Source organism: Nocardia pseudobrasiliensis NBRC 108224 (assembly GCF_001613105.1).
In the GTDB taxonomy this organism is placed as follows: domain Bacteria; phylum Actinomycetota; class Actinomycetes; order Mycobacteriales; family Mycobacteriaceae; genus Nocardia; species Nocardia pseudobrasiliensis.
Window position 1 is genome coordinate 1 of sequence record NZ_BDBS01000032.1, and the last position, 16,959, is coordinate 16,959.

Genomic DNA, 16,959 nt, shown 5'->3' on the forward strand with positions numbered 1-16,959 from the left:
GACAGGCCGGCACCCAGGCCCGCGGCCGTCTGCAGTCCGGCCGACAGACCCGCGCCCAGGTCGGCGCCGGTGGACAGTCCGATATCCAGGCCCGTACCGGCCTGCGCGCCGCCGTTCACACCGGCCGCCAGCCCGGCCCCGAGATTCGCGTCGGTCGCGGCCGAGGCCACGGCGTTCAGGCCCGCGCTCGCGGCGGCGCCCGCACCCGCGGCCACAATGGCAGCCAGCTGCGAACCGCCGCTGACCAGTGCCGATTCGGCGACCATCGGCGCCACGGCGGCAATATCCTCCGGCGTCACGGCCTCGAGTCCGGCGGCGGTCAGTGCCGCGGCCGGATTGGCGCAGTAGTTCACCGCCGCCTCATGGTCGCGCAGCAGGCTGAGGATGAATTCCAGAATCGCGTTGGGGCTCATCGCGGATCGTCTCCCGGTTCGGGCGGACCTGGTCGATCCGCAGTAGTCGAATTGCCTTTCACGCTAGGAACGCGAACCGTTACGCCGAAACGGGGTGAACCCCCCTCCTCACGAAGCCGACCGCATTGGGGGCCAGCGCGGCATTAGGGGAATTTCCCCATATCCCCTCGATACGAGTAACGAGGATCCCCCAGCAACCGACAGGCCCGTTAGGTCACGACGACCTCACCCGCGCAAACGACAGGGGATCTCGCATGACTCAGGGCCTGGCGCTCGGCATTACCGTCGGGTCGTCGAATACGGTCGCTGTGACGACCGCCGCGGACGGTGGCGACCTACGCGGCGCCGCGACCTCGGTCCGACCGAGCGCGCCGGGTGCGGAGAACTTCCTGTCCCGGGTCGGCGATCCGGTCGACATCCTCACCGACGACGGCGCCTCGATCGCCGCCGCCGATCTGGTGGCCGGACTGGTCGGCCGCATCGTCGACGGCACCGCACCGGCGGCGACGGTACTCGGCTATCCGGCCTGGTGGTCGCGCCACACCGTCGCGGCCCAGCGCGCCGCCCTGGAGCGGGCCGAACTGAGCGAGGTGCGGCTCACCCCCGAACCGGTCGCGGCCGTCGGCTGGCTCACCGCCACCCATCCGGGCCCCGATTCCGGCGCGGTCGTCGTCTACGACCTGGGCACCACCGGGGTCACCGTCTCGGTGGTCGACGCCGGGCCGCAGGGTGGACTGCTCGCCGAACCGCTGCGCTCCACCGAGATCGGCGGCGCCGAATTCGATCTGCTGACAATGCGTTATGTCCTGGCAAATGTTGCGGGCGAAAACGAATTCGATCCCTTCGACCCGATGATCGAAAGGGAATTGGCCGCGCTTCGCCAGCGCTGCGCGAAAGCGAAAGAAGACCTTTCCGGAAATACCGCGACGGTGGTCGCGGTGCGACTGTCCGGTCAGGTCCGCGATGTTCGCCTGGTGCGCGACGAGCTCGAGGATCTGTTGCGCGAGCCGCTGCTGGCCTCGCTCGAGCTGATCCATCAGGCCGCGCGCCGAGCCGGTCTGGGCACGATCGGTCGAATCCTGTTGACCGGCGGCGGAAGTGCGATCCCGCTGCTGACCGAACTCGTCTCGACCGAATTCGGCACCGCGGTGATCTCGGCCGCCGAACCCGCCCACACAGCCGCCGCGGGCGCGGCGCTACTGGCCGCCGAATCGGCGGTCGCCGCCCTCGACACCACCGCCGAGGCCGAGCTTCCGGCCGCGCCCACCGACGTCGTCCCGCTTGTGCCCCAACAGCTCCCGGAACCCAGCAGAGCCCCGGTGCTACCACTGCTACCGCAGACCCCGCGCGCCAGCCGCTTCGGCTCCTGGCGTCGCACGGCCTTCATCGCGGGCGCCGCCGTGGCGGTCGCCGCGCTGGCGACCGGCACCCTCGCGCTGGGCACCGCCGTGCAGTCCACCCCCGCCTCGAATTCCTCCGGCACCTCCGCCGTCTCGCCCACGGGCGAGACGACCGGCGCGGCATCGACCACTGATTCCGCCGCGGCGATCGCGAATACCGGTTCCCCCCAGGGCAATCGGACCCCCAACGCGGCGACCCCGGCCGCGGGAAGGGCCGCCGCCGATTCCCCGACGCCGGGCGACCGTCCGGCCGATCAGCCCGCCCCGGCCACCGACAACCCGGCCGCGGCCCCGCCGCCCCCGAACAACAACCCCGCCCCGCAACCGAATCCGGCCCCCGGGCCCTCCGCGCCGACGGTCCAACCGCCGAACATCCAGCCGCCCACCGTGCCCAACCCGCCCGCCCCCGATCTGGGCAAGACCCTGAACAACGGTCTGGATCAGGCGGGCAACACCCTCGGCACCGTGCTGCAGGCGCCGGGCCAGGTCCTCGGACATACGGGCGGCTGAGGTCGAAACGTGGTCACCCCCAATGCCATCGCACTCGAATCCCTGCCGGGCGTGCGAGATATCCTGCGAGAACTGGACGCCCGGGATCATCAGGCGCGGGTCTATCTGATCCGCGGCCGCTCCGGTACCGGTAAGTCGACCCTGCTGGCCGGTATCCGAAACCGCCTGCGCGGCCACGGCATCGCCGCCCGCGACGAGATCGTCGCCGACGACGCCCCCGTCCTGATCATCGACGACGCCCACACCCTCGATCGGCCCGAACTCGAAAAGCTCATCGGCACCGTGGAATCGGGCCGCCGCACGATCATCGCCGCGACTCGCCCGCGTCCGCACGATCCGGCGCTGCGCGGCCTGACCGACGCCGTTTCCCGGCACGGCCGCGTACTGGACCTGCGCGCGCTGGCGGTGAACGAGATCGCGCCCTTCGCAAGGGAATTGGGTATGACGGTGCCGCGGCCCGTGGCCCAGCACATCCACCGCCAGACCGGCGGCATCCACGGCGGTGTGGTGGCCGCCCTCACCGCCGCCTGCGCGACCCGATTGGACGCGGGCATCAGCGCGGTCGACGACGCCGTCACCGCCTGGGCGCGCACCCTGCTCGACGGCACCGACCCGCGCCTGCTCGAGGTGCTGGTGGTCGCGACCACCGGCGCGGGCCTGGACCCCGGCGAACTCGCCGAGGTCCTCGACATCGAATACCCCGCCGCACTGGATGTCATCGATCGTGCCCGCGCCGGGGCATTGATCACCGACGCGGATCTGCTACTGGCCCCCGCGGTCGCCCCGCTGCGGACCCTGGTCGGCGATCGCCGCTTCCTGACCGTGCAGCGCAGGCTGCTGCAGGCCCGTCTCGACGCCGGTCTGCTGCGCGATCACACCGCGCTGCTGCTGGCCGAATCCGGCGTGCGCGATCCCCGGCTGGCCGAATTCCTCTGCGCCACGGCGGAAAAGGCGGGCGAGGAGGCCGTGCGCTACTACGCCGCGGCCGCGGCGGCGGGCGCCGATCGGCAGGCCGTCGCGGTGCACTGGGCCGAGGCCGCCGCGCACACCGGCGACGGCGATACCGCGCTGCGCCTCGCGGAACCGATCCTGTCCGACACCGCGACCGCCGCGGAACTGGCCGCGGCCGTACGTATCTGCGCGGGCGTGTGGACCCGGCGCGGCCTGGCCGCCCGGGCCGCACAGCTGTATTCGTGGCTCGGCGCGGCGCGCGTGGGCTCGGACTGGGCCGTCGGCGCGACCGTGCAGTACCTGGCCGGTGAGATCGAGGCCGCCGCCACGCTGTCGGCCTCGGCCGCGCACTGGCCGCCCACCGAGGACACCGCCCGCGCGAGTCTGATCGCCACGGCATTGGCCCAGACGCTGCACAATTCGGGCGAATCCGCCCGCGCCACAGCCGTTTCCGCGGCCTCGGCCCTGATCCAGGCCGCGCGCGCCGATACCGCGCCGACCGCCGGACGCTTCCTGCCCTGCACCGCGGTGTCGATCGCCACCCTGCTGTGTCTGAGCATGGGCGAGCCCCGCCGCGCCGCGGATGCCCTGCGCGGGCGCTCCGAACGCGATCCGCAGCTGTCGGTGCTGATCGCCTGGACCGCGATGCTCGGCGGCGACGAACAGGCCGCCGCGACCGTACTCGCCACCCTCGATCTGCCCGCGCTGTCCGAACGCGATCGGCTGCTGGCCCACGGCGTCGCGATCGGGCTGGCCCGCCGCAGCGGCGATCACACCGCGCTGGCCCTGGCATGGGAGGCCGCGCATCCGCTGTTCGACGATGTCGGCGCGGATCTGCTGTCGCTGCTGCCGATCGGTGAACTGTGGCTGGCCGGAATCCGGTTGCGCGACGAGGCTCGGGTGAGCCCGCTGGTCGACGCGGCCCGGGAGTTGTTGCGCCGCCTGGGCGATCCCCCGGCCTGGGCGAACGCCTTCCACTGGTACGCCATCCAGGCCGCGATCGCCCATGAGCGCCCCGACGAACTGCTGCCGCCCGCCCAGCGGCTCAAGGCCGCCGCGCAGGCCGGTGACGCCCATGCCGCGGTGCTGGCCGATGCCGGTCGCACCTGGGTCCTGGTCCTGCGCGGTCAGGTCGAACAGGATGAGGTGGCCGCGGCGGTCCGTCGACTCGCGGAAATCGGCCTGATCTGGGATGCGGCCCGGCTCGCCAGCGAGGCCGCCCTCGCCGCCGGTGATTCCACGGCCGCGACCGCACTACTCAAACTCGCCCGCTCGGTCCGCACCGAGGCCCGGCCGCAACGCGTGATCCAGGTGGCCGAGCCCGCTCCGCAACCGCGACCCGAACAGGCCGGGCCCACCCCCGATGCCCTGCTCAGCGAACGGGAACGTGAGGTCGCGGAGTTGGTGCTGCTCGGGCTCACCTATCGGGAAATAGGCGCTCGGCTGTACATCTCGGCGAAGACGGTGGAGCATCATGTCGCACGGATCCGGCGTCGGATCGGAGCCGGATCCCGGTCGGAGCTATTGTCGATGCTCCGCGCCATGGGACACGGTTCACTGCTCGTGTGAGGGCGGGCGCGAAATGACGCCGCCGGGGGCGCACGAGACGCGAAGCGAGGTAACGAGGATGGCCACAGGGGTGGGCCTGCGGATCGCCGACGACGAGTGCATCGCGGCGGTTCTGACCAGTGGGATCGAGGACACCCCCGAACCTCTGTACATCGCGCGCGAGTCGGTGCTGCACATGTCCGACGACGGCGATGCGGCCCTCGGTGGCGAACCGCCGGCGGGCCATTCCCATTCGATCACCGGCTTCTTCGCCGCGATCGGCGATCCGGCGGGCATCTCGGTCGACGACGGCGAGGCCTATCGCGCCGAGGATCTGGTGGCCACGGCCCTGTTCTGCCTGATCAATTTGGCCGCCGAACATCTCGAGGGTCCGGCCGAGTTCTATGCCACCCACCCCTCGTCCTGGCCCGAACCGCAGGTGAACGGGCTGCGCGAGGCGCTGGATTATCTGGGCCTGCGCGCGGTCGTCCTGGTCGACGAGGCCGACCTGCCCGGTTCGGAGGGCGGCAGCGGCCGCGGTTACGCGCACGACGCCGCCCGCGCGGCACTGGCCGCCGTGCTGTCCACACCGGCCGGCGCGACGCCGCCGGATCCCACCCACGCCGAGAACGCGTTGATCGTCACCGACATCCTGCCCGCGCTCCCGACCGCGGATCCGACGATGCAGGCCTATTCCGCGGCCTTCCCGGTGGCCGAGCCGGTGGAAACCGCGATCGTCGAACAGACGCCAACCACCGCGACGCCGCCGGCGAAACGCAAACTGCGACGCACCCCGATATTGATCGCCGCGGCCGCGATCGTGGGCCTGATGCTGGGCGGACTGGGTGTGGCCCTGCTGCTGCGCGGCCACGCCACCACACCCGTCCCGCCGCTGCCGGACGCCCACTCCCAACCGGTCACGACGACCCCGGCGACGCCGACCTTCGTACCCGCACCCGCACCGCCGATCACCACGATCCCGGAGCCGACGACGGTCCAACCGCCGGAGACCACCGAGACCACCACACCCCCGCCGCCGCCGACCACCGAGCCGCCGACGACGACCCAGCCGCCGACGACCACCCCGCACCCGACGCGCACCACCCCGCGCCGGACGACGATTCCGCCGATACCGACCATCCCGGGACTGCCGACGCTGCCCGGAATGTAGGTACACCTTGATCCGTGATCATTTCGTAGCGAACTTTGCCCGTTTGTGCCCTAAAGTGAAGCGCTGACCGGTGTTGCCGGATCCCCAATCCGAAACGCTCGGTCGGCTGCTGGACGAGGGCTGTTGCCGCACAACGGCTTTACGCCCGTCGGATCTACCCGGCACACCGGTGCCTGACGAAGGGACTCCATGCGCAAGTTGCCGGCGCAGCGCGCCACGGTCAAGGCGGCCGTCGTCGCGTTCGCCTCGACCGTATTGCTCGGCCCCATGTTCGCCGTGCCCGCGCAGGCGTCCCCCGCACCGAATCAGCCCGCCGCCGATCAACTGCCGCCCGAGCTGGCGCAGGCGATTTCGCGCGATCTGAAGATGACCCCCGCGGAGTACCTCGATCGCGCAGCCGAGGCGCAGCAGCTGCGCGACTACGCCCGTCAGTTCCGCGCCGAGCGCCCCGACGAATTCGCCGGAGCCTGGCTGGGTCCCGACGGTAAGCCGATCATGGCCGTCACCTCCCTCGACGCCGCCCGCATCGCCGCCACCGACGGCTATCAGACGCGGTTGGCCCCGATTTCGGCGAACAGCCTGGAGGATTCGCTCGATCAGCTCGCTCGCTGGATCAACGGCCTGCCGCGCGAGATCTCCTCGGCCGTCAATTCCGTCGCCATCGACTTCCTCAACAGCCAGCTGGTGGTGAACGTCGCCAACACCCCGGCCGGACATGTACTGAATCTGCCCACGCTGATCGCCAATATCAAGGTGGTGCTGTCCCCGAACAGCGGCGGCCCGGTGGAGCGCCGGCCCATGGGCGGCGACACCTACATCAGCGCGCCGACCTCGCTGGACAACGAGGCGCTCAAATCCGTCGATGTGTGCTCATTCGGTTTCAACAGCGTCGACGCCGCGGGCAACGCGCTGAACATCAGTGCGGGACACTGCGATCCGAATCTGGGCAAGGGCGATGAGAAGGCCGACGTCTGGGTGCCCGATGTGCACGACATCAAGGCCAGCCCGCAGGTCGGCTCGTTCGTGCGCGCCCAGCTGGGCGGCCAGAGCGGCCTGGACTACTCGGTGATCAAGCTCAACGACCGCGCGGTGCGGGCGGGGATGGATCAGCCGTCGGTGCGCGGCGCCAACGGCACCACGATCACGTTGACCGGAACCGCCGACCCGATCGTGGGCGCACCGGTCTGCAAGTCGGGCCAATCCTCCACATTCACTTGTGGTTTCGTGGTCGCCGATCGGGTCGAGACCCAGCTCTACACCGCCGACGGCGAATCGAAGACGGTGCGCGGCTTCGCGAGTACGGCCTGCACCCTGGGCGGTGACAGCGGCGGCGCCATCGTGTCCGGCACCCTGGCGCTGGGCATCACCAGCGGCTCCAACGCGGCCGACGCACCCGATTGCGGTGAGGCGAATATCGGTCTGGCGCAATACGGCGGCACCGCCTCGCTGGGCATTCCGATCCGCGCGATCCTCGATCACATCGACGCCAATTCCGGCGGCGGCCTCGGTTCCGGGATCGCGGTGCGGACCCGGTCGAATGCGGGATGAACCCGAACGCGAGATGAATTCTCATGACAAGTCCGAGACGAGTAGGCATAACCATCCGAACCCCATATAGTCGCCTCATGCTCCTGCCACGCATCCGTATGTCCGCCGCGGGATCGAGCCCGCGGAACCGTCTCCGCAAAGCAGCGGTTGCCGCGTCGGCAACCGCACTGGTCCTCGGACCTGTGGCGGGGTCGGCATCCGCGGAACCGGCTCCCGCTCCGGCGCCGAATCTGCCGGCCGAGCTGATCGCCGCTGTGCAACGCGATCTGAAGATCTCTCCCGACGAGTACCTGCACCGCGCCGATGTCGCGCAGAAGGTCGCGGCGTTCGCGATCAGCGCGCAGCGGCAGTACCCGCAGGCATACGCGGGCTCCTGGCTGGACAACACCGGCAAGGCCGTGATCGCGCTGTCGCAGGGACAGGGACTCGACGAGGCTCGCAAGGCCGCGCAGGACGCCGGATTCCAGGTCAAGGACGTCGCCAAGAGCGAGACCGTGCTGCGCAGCGAGAAGAACGCCTTCCAGCAGTGGCTTTCGGGTCAGCCGGAGGCGGTCGCCAAGGCGGTGCGCGGGGTCGTGGTCGACACCATGAACAACAGCATCGCGGTTCGCGTCGACAAGCCCGGCCTGCCGATGCCCGGTTTCGTCGATCCCGCCCGGGTCATCGTGATGCCGGCCGCGCCGGTCGGCCCGGAGCAGGCCGACGACGTCGCCCAGCCGATCGCGGGCCAGGCCAACGGTTCGATCGCCGCGGGTGACGGTTACGCCTCGGTGGCGGGCCGCATGCAGCTGATCTGCTCGTCCGGCTTCAACGGTCTGGACGCCAAGAACAATGTCGTGAACATCACCGCCGGACACTGCGATCCGAACATTCCGGCCGCGGGCACCGCGAACGCCCCGGGCATGTTCGAGTTGCTGCCCGGCAATCACGTCGGCAACCAGCTGGGGACCTTCCAGAAGTCGATCCTGGGCAACCAGGACTACTCGATCGTGTCGATCAACGACGCGAACCGGGATCGCTTCGGCAACAACCTGGTTCGGGTGCAGGGCGCGGCCCCCATCGCGATCACCGGCGTGGCCGATCCGGTCGTCGGCGCGCCGGTCTGCAAGTCGGGCACCCGCACCGGTTTCAGCTGCGGCGTGGTCAACGCGGTGGATCAGACCGTCCAGGTGGGCGATCGGGAGCTGACCCAATCGTTCTCCGCCAACATCTGCGCGCTGCCCGGCGACAGCGGCGGTCCGATCGTGACCGGCACCCTGGCCCTGGGTATCTCCAGCGCCTCCTCGGTCGCCGATTACCCGCACTGCATCATTCCCGAGGTGCTCGGCATGATCACCGGCGACGCCCCGCAGCTGTTCGCTCAGCCGGTCAACGTCGTGCTCTCCGACAACCCGGGGCTGCGCGTCCGCACCAACTGACGCCAACTCCGCGACAAGGCCGACGGCTACCCACCGTCGGCCTTTTCCGTATACGGCTCGCCAGGCATTCTGGACATATGTGTCTGGTGTTGATCGGGTGGCGCGCGCACCCGGATTATCGGCTGATCGTCGCCGCCAATCGCGACGAGTTCTACACCCGGTCAACCGAATCGCTGCGCTGGTGGCCGGAGGTTCCCGGCCTGCTCGCGGGGCGCGATCTGGGCAACGGCACGCGCATGCCCGGCACCTGGCTGGGCCTGATGCCCGACGCGCATCGCTTCGCCACGGTGACCAATGTGCGCAATCCGGCCGAGAGCCGCCCCGCCGCGCCCTCGCGCGGGACCCTGCTGCTGGACTACCTGCGCGATTCGGTGGGCCCGGAGAAGTTCGTCCGCTCGGTCGCCGCGGCCCCGGACGATTACTACGGCTACAACCTCGTGGTCTCGGATCTGGAATCGCTGTGGTGGCACAGCAATCGCAGCACGCTGACCCCGACCGAACTGCTGCCCGGGCTGCACGGGCTGTCCAATGGCGCACTGCTCGGCTCGGGAGATGTCCACAGCGACATCACCATTCGCACCGACACCGGAGCGCCCGCCTGGCCCAAGGTACGTGACGGCCTGACCGCCCTGCGCGAGGTGATCCGCACCGATCCGGCCGATACCGCGGCCTATTTCGACGTCCTGGCCGATCGCACCGTGGCCCCGGACGACCAGTTGCCCGGCACGGGGGTATCCAAGCGGCGCGAACGCGCGATCTCCCCGCGCTTCATCGCCGATATCGTCCACGGAACCCGCTGCGGCACAGTGCTGCTCGTGCGCGAGGACGGCACATTCGAAATGGCCGAACGCACATTCGGGCGACTGGGTCGTCCACGTGGCGAGGTATCGTTCAGCGGCACAATGCGATTGCCCGACTGACAGACGAAAACGGCCCGTACTCCGAGGAGTACGGGCCGTTCGAGGCCGAAACTCAGTTCTGCGGCGCGTTCTGCGCCTGCTGCTGCTTGGCCAGGTTCTCGTCGCTCCACTGCGTGCTGCCCGGTGCGGCGGTCATCGTGTTGACCAGGTCGACAGCGGTCGCAATCAGCGCGGGACCACCCACGGCGACTGTGCCGAGAATGCCGCCGATGCCCGCACCCAACGGAAGACCCGCGAGGCAACCGACACCGAACAGCGGGAGGCCGAAGATGCAGCCGACGACCGCGCCGATCGCGGTGCCGACGAAACCGCCGACAGCCGTGGCGATTCCGAACTTGCTGGCGAAGTCGTTCATCGCCCGCTGGTTCTCGATCGGGGAGGCGACATCCTTGAGCACGACGCGGTTTCCGTCGCGCGTGATCTGCTGCGGCTCGACCTGCGTCTGGTTCGCGATCGGCGCCACGGTCTTGTCGGGAACCAGTTCGAGCTCTTTACCCTCGCCCTTGATCTCCGGCTTCACCTGGACCTGCTGACCAGCGAAGGTGTAGGTCAGCGGCAGGGTGACCACCGTGGCGCCCTCGGCATCCTTGATGTCGACGGTGTCGACCTGGGTGGCCTCTTCCCCCGGCTTCGCGGCGACCTCGGTCTTCGACAGCTGGAAAGTTCCCCCCTGCAAGCGCGTAACCACCGACTTCGGCGTTCCGGGCTGCTGCGCATCCACCAGCTGGACCGAGTAGTTGATGCCCTTGGCGGCCGGAGCGGCCGGCTCAGCGTGGGCAGTTCCCAGCCCAACGGTCATAGCGCCCACGACCAGGGCGCCCACCGCAGTACCTCTGCGGAACTTCATTCGGTTATCCAATCCATCATCAGGTTTCGCTGTGCTCGACGTCCCCGCGAGAGCCCACGCATCCCTCAGGTCGATCCCTGCGGAACCCTCCCCGAGCGGGGTGAAGACGGCACAGCAAGCAGGACGACTGGAGCCTAGTCGAATAGCTGACCAGAAGCGAGATCCGTTTTCCGCCAATCCAACTAAGCCTGTCCTGGGTTCAAGTCTTCGTTTGCCGGGTTTTACCGTGATAGCGAACCGCGGTCACACATATCCCCAGGAAAGTGGGTGAGGGCGGTCACAATACGGGGTGGGTCAAGCCCCCGCAAGCTGGGGCAGGCCGACCCGCAAGCTTATGATGGACAGACCAAGTTACCGGCGGGTAACTTACTGCCCGTTAGGATACGTGCAACCGCGGTGGCATCAGCCCTGCCACCGGATGCTCGTTGAACCGAAGGAAGGGTCGCGACATGAATGCCCTGACAGTGACGCTGGGCACGATTGGGGTGATGTTCAGCCTATTGGCGTGGGCATCATTCGTCGGCGGCGTCACCAAGATGGTGCGAGCCATCATGATCGGACAGCCCGCCCCGGACCGATGGCGGCCGTTCTTCCCGCGCCTCAAGACGATGATCGTCGAATTCCTGGCGCATACCCGGATGAACAAGTTCCGCACGGTCGGCTGGGCGCACTGGCTGGTCATGATCGGATTCCTCGCCGGTTTCATCCTCTACTTCGAGGCCTACGGGCAGACCTTCGAACCCGAATTCCACTGGCCGATCATCGGCGACTGGCACATCTATCACTTGGCCGATGAGCTGCTCGGCATCGCCACCGTGATCGGCATCGTCACGCTGATCGTGATCCGCCAGCTCAACCACCCGCGCGTACCGGAACGCCTGTCTCGCTTCAGCGGTTCGAAGTTCGGCCCGGCGTACACGATCGAGCTGATCGTGCTCATCGAGGGCCTGGGCATGGTGCTGGTGAAGGCGGGCAAGATCGCCACCTACGGCCATTCCACGGCGTGGACCGATTTCTTCACCATGCAGGTGGCCAAGCTGCTGCCCTCGAGCGTCGCGATGGTCGCGGTGTTCGCGTTCGTCAAGATGGTCTCGGGCAGCACCTTCCTGCTGCTGGTCGGTCGCAATATCAACTGGGGTGTGGCGTGGCACCGGTTCGCGGCCTTCTTCAATATCTATTTCAAGCGTGAGGACGACGGCGGTGTCGCGCTGGGCGCGGCCAAGCCGATGATGTCCAAGGGCAAGGCCCTGGTGGATATGGAGGAGATCGATCCCGACAGCGACACCCTGGGTGTCGGACGGGTCGAGGACTTCTCGTGGAAGGGCTGGTTGGACTTCACGACCTGCACCGAGTGTGGTCGTTGCCAGTCGCAGTGCCCGGCGTGGAATACCGGAAAGCCGCTGTCGCCCAAGCTGTTGATCATGTCCCTTCGGGACCACGGCGTGAACAAGGCGCCGTATCTGCTCGCGGGTGGCCGCAAGGATATGGGCGGCGACGAGGTCGGTCTGGTCGATGCCGAGGGCAAGCCGGACGAGTCCGCGCTGGCGAAGATCTCCGAGGCCGCCCGTGCCGAGGCCGAGCGTCCGCTGGTCGGCGCCGAGGATGTGCACGGCATCATCGATCCCGAGGTGCTGTGGTCGTGCACGACCTGTGGTGCGTGTGTGGAGCAGTGCCCGGTAGATATCGAGCATGTCGACCACATCATCGATATGCGCCGCTATCAGGTGCTGATCGAATCGGAGTTCCCCTCCGAGCTGGCGGGTCTGTTCAAGAATCTGGAGAACAAGGGCAACCCGTGGGGCCAGAACGCCAAGGATCGGCTGAACTGGATCTCCGAGGTGGACTTCGACGTTCCGGTGTTCGGCCAGGACGCGGAGAGTTTCGACGGCTACGAGTATCTGTTCTGGGTCGGTTGCGCGGGCGCCTATGAGGATCGCGCGAAGAAGACCACCAAGGCGGTCGCGGAGTTGCTGGCCACCGCGGGCGTGAAGTTCATGGTGCTGGGTCAGGAGGAGACCTGCACGGGTGATTCGGCGCGGCGCGCGGGTAACGAATTCCTGTTCCAGCAGTTGGCGATGCAGAACATCGAGCTGCTGAATTCGGTGTTCGAGGGTGTGGAGGATCGCAAGAAGAAGATCGTCGTCACCTGTGCGCACTGCTTCAACGCGCTCAACAACGAGTACCCGCAGGTCGGTGGCGCCTACGAGGTCGTGCACCACACGCAGCTGCTCAATCGCCTGGTGCGGCAGCGCAAGCTGGTGCCGGTGTCGCCGGTGTCGGAGAAGGTCACCTATCACGATCCCTGCTATCTGGGACGGCACAACAAGATCTACAACGCGCCGCGTGAGCTGATGGCGGCCTCCGGTGCGGCCGTGGCCGAAATGCCTCGGCACGGTGAACGTTCCATGTGCTGTGGCGCGGGTGGCGCGCGGATGTGGATGGAGGAGCAGCTCGGTAAGCGGGTCAACCTCGATCGCACCGATGAGGCGCTGGCCACCCTGGACGGCGGTAACTCGCCGTCGCTGATCGCCACCGGCTGCCCGTTCTGCCGCGTGATGCTCACCGACGGTGTGACCGCGCGCAAGGATTCCGGCGAGGTCGGCCAGGGCGTCGAGGTCGTCGACGTGGCGCAGCTGATGCTCAATTCGATCGAGCGGGCCGAACCGGCGACGCTGTCGGCGAATCTGAAGGTGGTCCAGGAGCCCAAGAAGGTCGAACCCGCACCGGAGCCGGAGCCCGCGGTGGCCAGCGCGCCCGCGGAGACGGCCGCCGCCGAGCCCAAGGCCGCCCCGGCCTCGGGTAAGGGCCTGGCCATGAAGGGTCCGGCGAAAGCACCGGGCGGTAAGGGTCTTTCGATGAAGGGGGCCGCCAAGGCTCCCGGCGCGAAGGCCGACGCCCCGGCCGAGGACCCCGCCGAGACCCCGGCCGCACCCGCGGCCAAGCCCGGTGGCCTGGCCATGAAGGGTCCGGCGAAGGCTCCGGGTGGCAAGGGTCTGTCGATGAAGGGCGCGGCGAAAGCGCCCGGGGCCAAGGCGACTCCGGCCGCGGAGTCCGCGGAGGCTCCCGCGGAATCCGGCACGCCGTCCACGCCGACGGCCAAGCCGGGTGGCCTCGCCATGAAGGGCCCGGCCAAGGCTCCGGGTGGTAAGGGTCTGGCCATGAAGGGCGGCGCGAAAGCGCCGGGGGCCAAGTCCGCCGCGAGCGAGGAGGTTTCGGCGCCCGCGGAATCGGTGCAGGCCGAGGCCGCGGAGGCCGAGCCGACCGAGGCCGTCGAGACCAAGTCGACCGAGGCCGTCGAGACCAAACCGACCGAGGCCGTCGAGACCAAACCGACTGTTGCCCCGAAGGGGCTGGCGATGAAGTCCGGTTTCAAGCGGCCGGGCGCGAAGGCTCCGGGTGCTCCGAAACCCGCCACTCCGGAACCGGCCGCGAGCGAGGAGGTCTCGGCGCCCGAGGCCACCGCCGACGGCGATGCGGCGCCCGAGGCCCCGAGCTCCGGCGAGGGCAATGGCGCGCCGAAGCCCCCGGCGGCCAAGCCGGGTGGACTCGGTTTCAAGTCCGGCGCCAAGGCGCCGGGCCGGAAGGACTGAGCGGCCCGTAGTCACGCCCGAGGGCGGTGTTGCCAGATATTGGCCGCACCGCCCTCGGCGTATTCCCGCTCGGCCGAGCGGGATTCGTCGCAGTCATAGCCAGAAGTTTGCGACGCTTCCGAATGGCATTTTTTCGAAACGAACCGACCGCTCCGAAACCGCCTCCGGCAATCGATCAGCGCCCGGTTCGCCACCGTACTCGGCGAAGATCGAAACCTCTTGATCTGTAACGTGTTTCGATCGACACCATACGAAGATCATTCCCGGTCGAGGCAACCCCGAAGAGTAGGGGGTTACCTTCCGGACGGTTGACCGTCTCGAGCGAGCGGGCTTACCGTAATAACCTCTTTTCACTTCGAGCCGATCCGGATCGGATACCCAAACGGCTAGGAGTACCCCCATGTCTCGTCGGAGAATTCTGTCGTTCCTCGGTGCCGCCGGTCTGGCGCCACTGCTGATCGCAATCCTGCCCGCCGGTCAGGCGAGCGCACACGGCTACATCTCCTCACCCGCCAGCCGCCAGGCGCAGTGCGCGCAGAACCAGCTGCCGTGCGGGCCCATCAAGTACGAACCGCAGAGCGTCGAGGGCCCGAAGGGCCAACTCAATTGCAGCGCAGGCGATTCCCGCTGGAAGGACCTGGACGACGACAGCAAGCCCTGGAAGGTCGCCCAGGTCGGCAGCTCGATGGCCTTCACCTGGACCTTCACCGCCCGGCACGCGACCACCGATTGGCAGTACTGGGTCGACGGCAAGCGCATCGCCACCGTCGACGGCGGCGGTCGCCAGCCGGGCCAAAATGTCACGCACACGGTCAATTTCGGCAACCTGACCGGCCGCCACAAGATGATCGGCATCTGGAACATCGCCGACACCGGCAATGCCTTCTACGCCTGTGTCGATCTCCAGATCGGCAGCGGCCCAACGCCTCCCACCACCACGACGCCACCGCCGACCACGACCCCACCCACCACGACCCCACCGACAACAACCACCAGCAACCCCAATCCCCCTGCCGGACAGTGGGCTTCGGGTACGACCTACAGCACCGGCGATGTGGTCACCTACAACGGCGCCCGCTACCGCTGCCTGCAGACCCACACCGCCCAGGACGGCTGGACGCCACCGACGACACCCGCTCTGTGGCAGGCGATCTGATCCAACGTCGTCGAGCGGCTGACGGGTGAGGGACCGCTCGGACACCACAAAAAAAAATTGCCCCCGCCGCTACTGCGGCGGGGGCAATTCCTCCTGCAGGGGAGTCGGTGTGGAGATCTGTCGGGAATTACCCCACCTCCCCCGAGGTGGGGCCGTTCGGTCCCTGTGAACTACTGGCCGGTGCCGCCGGTGCCACCGCCGGTGCCGCCCGCCTTCGAGCTGCCGGTGGCCAGCGCCTTCACCAGCTCGGTCAGGATCGACGACGATCCGGTGGCCGGATTGTCGGTGCCCGTGCCGGTGCCGCCGTCCGCGGCCGCCACACCGGCGCCGGCGATCATGATGCCCGCAGCAGCAGCGCAGGCCATTCCGACAGCACGAAACTTCTTCATCAGGAACATATCCCCTCGAATTGATCCTCCCGCGAGCGCCGCGGCCGAATTGCCGCGGTCCCGCTGGTCGGCGACTGAAGCGCCGCCGACAACGAATTTCCTATCACGCCGACCGAACAGTGTCCTATCAGTGGTTCCGCCGCGCGGATCACGTATCGATAGCGGTCCGGTAACGGGTATTTCACGGAGGAAGCTTCACTCTTCGCCGACTCGCGCACCGAATCGACTGTCTTAGTACAGCCTTATTCGATCGAGGGGCGAATCGATACCTGCGGTCATGGCCGACCGAGCACCATGCCGAGCGGGCCACAGCGATTCGATTGTCATTACCGATATCGCGTATCCCGAAGCAGTAGGCAACAATTCAGCTACTGTGAGATATACATCACTATCAATTTTTCGTAACGCCAAGCGCTTTCGAGCCGACATAGCTCGATTACGCTCATCGCTGCTCAGCGCGCCGAGCCGACCCGCAACCGAGGCCGAATCCACCAGCGTCACTTCCGGTTTCCCCGCCCCGCACCTGCCGAAACCTCGATTTCGTTTTCCCGCAGCGAAGTTCGCATCCGCCGGGCAAGCTTGCGACATTCCGCCCGCTCGGGCATTCTGTAGCGTTCCGCCGCGCCAGCCGCCCCGCCGGCCCACGCGGCGCCGCACAGCAGAAAGCAAACCTCGTGGCGCACCAGACCTACGATTACGACAAGACCGACCGAATCCCCCTGGACCAGCTCCCGTGGCCGCAATCCCCCGCGGACATGCCCTACCCTGTCCGCGCGGCCCAATTCGCCACAATCGCCCTGGCAGCCTTCGGCCTGTTCCTGTCGATATTCGGTTCCACCGCGGGAAATCCCGAAGCCGTCGGCGCCCTGGTCTTCGGCTTCCTTCCCACCTGTATAGCCGCGGCGGCGTGCCTGCGATTCGCCCAACGCGGCCGAATCGCCCACACCACGGTAATAATCTGCGGCGCGATAGAAATACTCTTCGGCCTGGCCGGAATGCTCAATCACACTCCGCCGGGCCTACTGGGATTGCTGTGCGGCCTCACCACATCCGCGACGCTGACGCGGCCATCGGCACGAGCCTGGTTCGCCTGAGCGA

Annotated in this window: 12 protein-coding genes; 9 read left to right on the plus strand and 3 right to left on the minus strand. The window is 68.2% G+C overall.

Annotated features, from left to right (window positions below; all coding sequences use genetic code 11):
• A partial coding sequence (locus NP4_RS24355; protein ID WP_218023988.1) for an IniB N-terminal domain-containing protein occupies positions 1-413 on the minus strand: 413 nt, incomplete at its 3' end.
• A gap of 254 nt (positions 414-667) precedes the next feature.
• Here NP4_RS24355 and NP4_RS24360 point away from each other — a divergent pair.
• From NP4_RS24360 to NP4_RS24385, 6 genes are all read left to right on the plus strand, one after another.
• Entirely contained in the window at positions 668-2,323 is a 1,656-nt protein-coding gene (locus tag NP4_RS24360; RefSeq protein ID WP_082876189.1) for an Hsp70 family protein, read from the plus strand.
• Between the two features lie 9 nt (positions 2,324-2,332).
• Complete coding sequence (locus NP4_RS24365) at positions 2,333-4,843, plus strand: LuxR C-terminal-related transcriptional regulator (RefSeq protein WP_082876190.1); 2,511 nt, start codon at positions 2,333-2,335, stop codon at positions 4,841-4,843.
• A gap of 58 nt (positions 4,844-4,901) precedes the next feature.
• Entirely contained in the window at positions 4,902-5,993 is a 1,092-nt protein-coding gene (locus tag NP4_RS24370) for a hypothetical protein (protein ID WP_068002163.1), read from the plus strand.
• A gap of 189 nt (positions 5,994-6,182) precedes the next feature.
• Positions 6,183-7,541, plus strand: coding sequence for a S1 family peptidase (locus NP4_RS24375; protein ID WP_068002165.1), 1,359 nt, complete (start codon positions 6,183-6,185; stop codon positions 7,539-7,541).
• Positions 7,542-7,795: 254 nt separating this feature from the next.
• Positions 7,796-8,959: a S1 family peptidase gene (locus NP4_RS24380; protein ID WP_373863864.1), complete on the plus strand. Its 1,164-nt coding sequence runs from the start codon at positions 7,796-7,798 to the stop codon at positions 8,957-8,959.
• A gap of 77 nt (positions 8,960-9,036) precedes the next feature.
• On the plus strand, positions 9,037-9,879 hold the full coding sequence (locus tag NP4_RS24385) for an NRDE family protein (protein ID WP_068002168.1): 843 nt from the start codon (positions 9,037-9,039) through the stop codon (positions 9,877-9,879).
• 52 nt (positions 9,880-9,931) lie between these two features.
• Here the strand turns inward: NP4_RS24385 and NP4_RS24390 are convergent, their stop codons facing one another.
• Complete coding sequence (locus tag NP4_RS24390) at positions 9,932-10,702, minus strand: DUF8020 domain-containing protein (protein WP_245998461.1); 771 nt, start codon at positions 10,700-10,702, stop codon at positions 9,932-9,934.
• Between the two features lie 473 nt (positions 10,703-11,175).
• On the opposite strand from NP4_RS24390, the gene NP4_RS24395 reads away from it, so the two are divergent.
• Entirely contained in the window at positions 11,176-14,316 is a 3,141-nt protein-coding gene (locus NP4_RS24395; RefSeq protein WP_068002175.1) for a heterodisulfide reductase-related iron-sulfur binding cluster, read from the plus strand.
• A 400-nt stretch (positions 14,317-14,716) separates the two neighbouring features.
• Positions 14,717-15,472 carry a lytic polysaccharide monooxygenase gene (locus NP4_RS24400; RefSeq protein WP_068002178.1) on the plus strand — a complete coding sequence of 252 codons (756 nt, stop codon included), beginning with the start codon at positions 14,717-14,719 and terminating at the stop codon, positions 15,470-15,472.
• A gap of 170 nt (positions 15,473-15,642) precedes the next feature.
• On the opposite strand, the gene NP4_RS41155 is transcribed toward NP4_RS24400, so the two are convergent.
• A complete protein-coding gene (locus tag NP4_RS41155) occupies positions 15,643-15,870 on the minus strand; it encodes a hypothetical protein (RefSeq protein ID WP_147288074.1) in 228 nt (75 codons plus the stop codon).
• Between the two features lie 665 nt (positions 15,871-16,535).
• Between NP4_RS41155 and NP4_RS24405 the strand changes: the two genes are divergently transcribed.
• Positions 16,536-16,955, plus strand: coding sequence for a hypothetical protein (locus NP4_RS24405; RefSeq protein WP_068002180.1), 420 nt, complete (start codon positions 16,536-16,538; stop codon positions 16,953-16,955).
• The last annotated feature ends 4 nt before the right edge of the window (positions 16,956-16,959 follow it).

Coding starts and splice junctions, on each gene's coding strand:
- NP4_RS24400 (WP_068002178.1), top strand. CDS start 14,717: ATGTCTCGTCGGAGAATTCTGTCGTTCCTCGGTGCCGCCGGTCTGGCG.
- NP4_RS24375 (WP_068002165.1), top strand. CDS start 6,183: ATGCGCAAGTTGCCGGCGCAGCGCGCCACGGTCAAGGCGGCCGTCGTC.
- NP4_RS41155 (WP_147288074.1), bottom strand. CDS start 15,870: ATGTTCCTGATGAAGAAGTTTCGTGCTGTCGGAATGGCCTGCGCTGCT.
- NP4_RS24395 (WP_068002175.1), top strand. CDS start 11,176: ATGAATGCCCTGACAGTGACGCTGGGCACGATTGGGGTGATGTTCAGC.
- NP4_RS24360 (WP_082876189.1), top strand. CDS start 668: ATGACTCAGGGCCTGGCGCTCGGCATTACCGTCGGGTCGTCGAATACG.
- NP4_RS24370 (WP_068002163.1), top strand. CDS start 4,902: ATGGCCACAGGGGTGGGCCTGCGGATCGCCGACGACGAGTGCATCGCG.
- NP4_RS24385 (WP_068002168.1), top strand. CDS start 9,037: ATGTGTCTGGTGTTGATCGGGTGGCGCGCGCACCCGGATTATCGGCTG.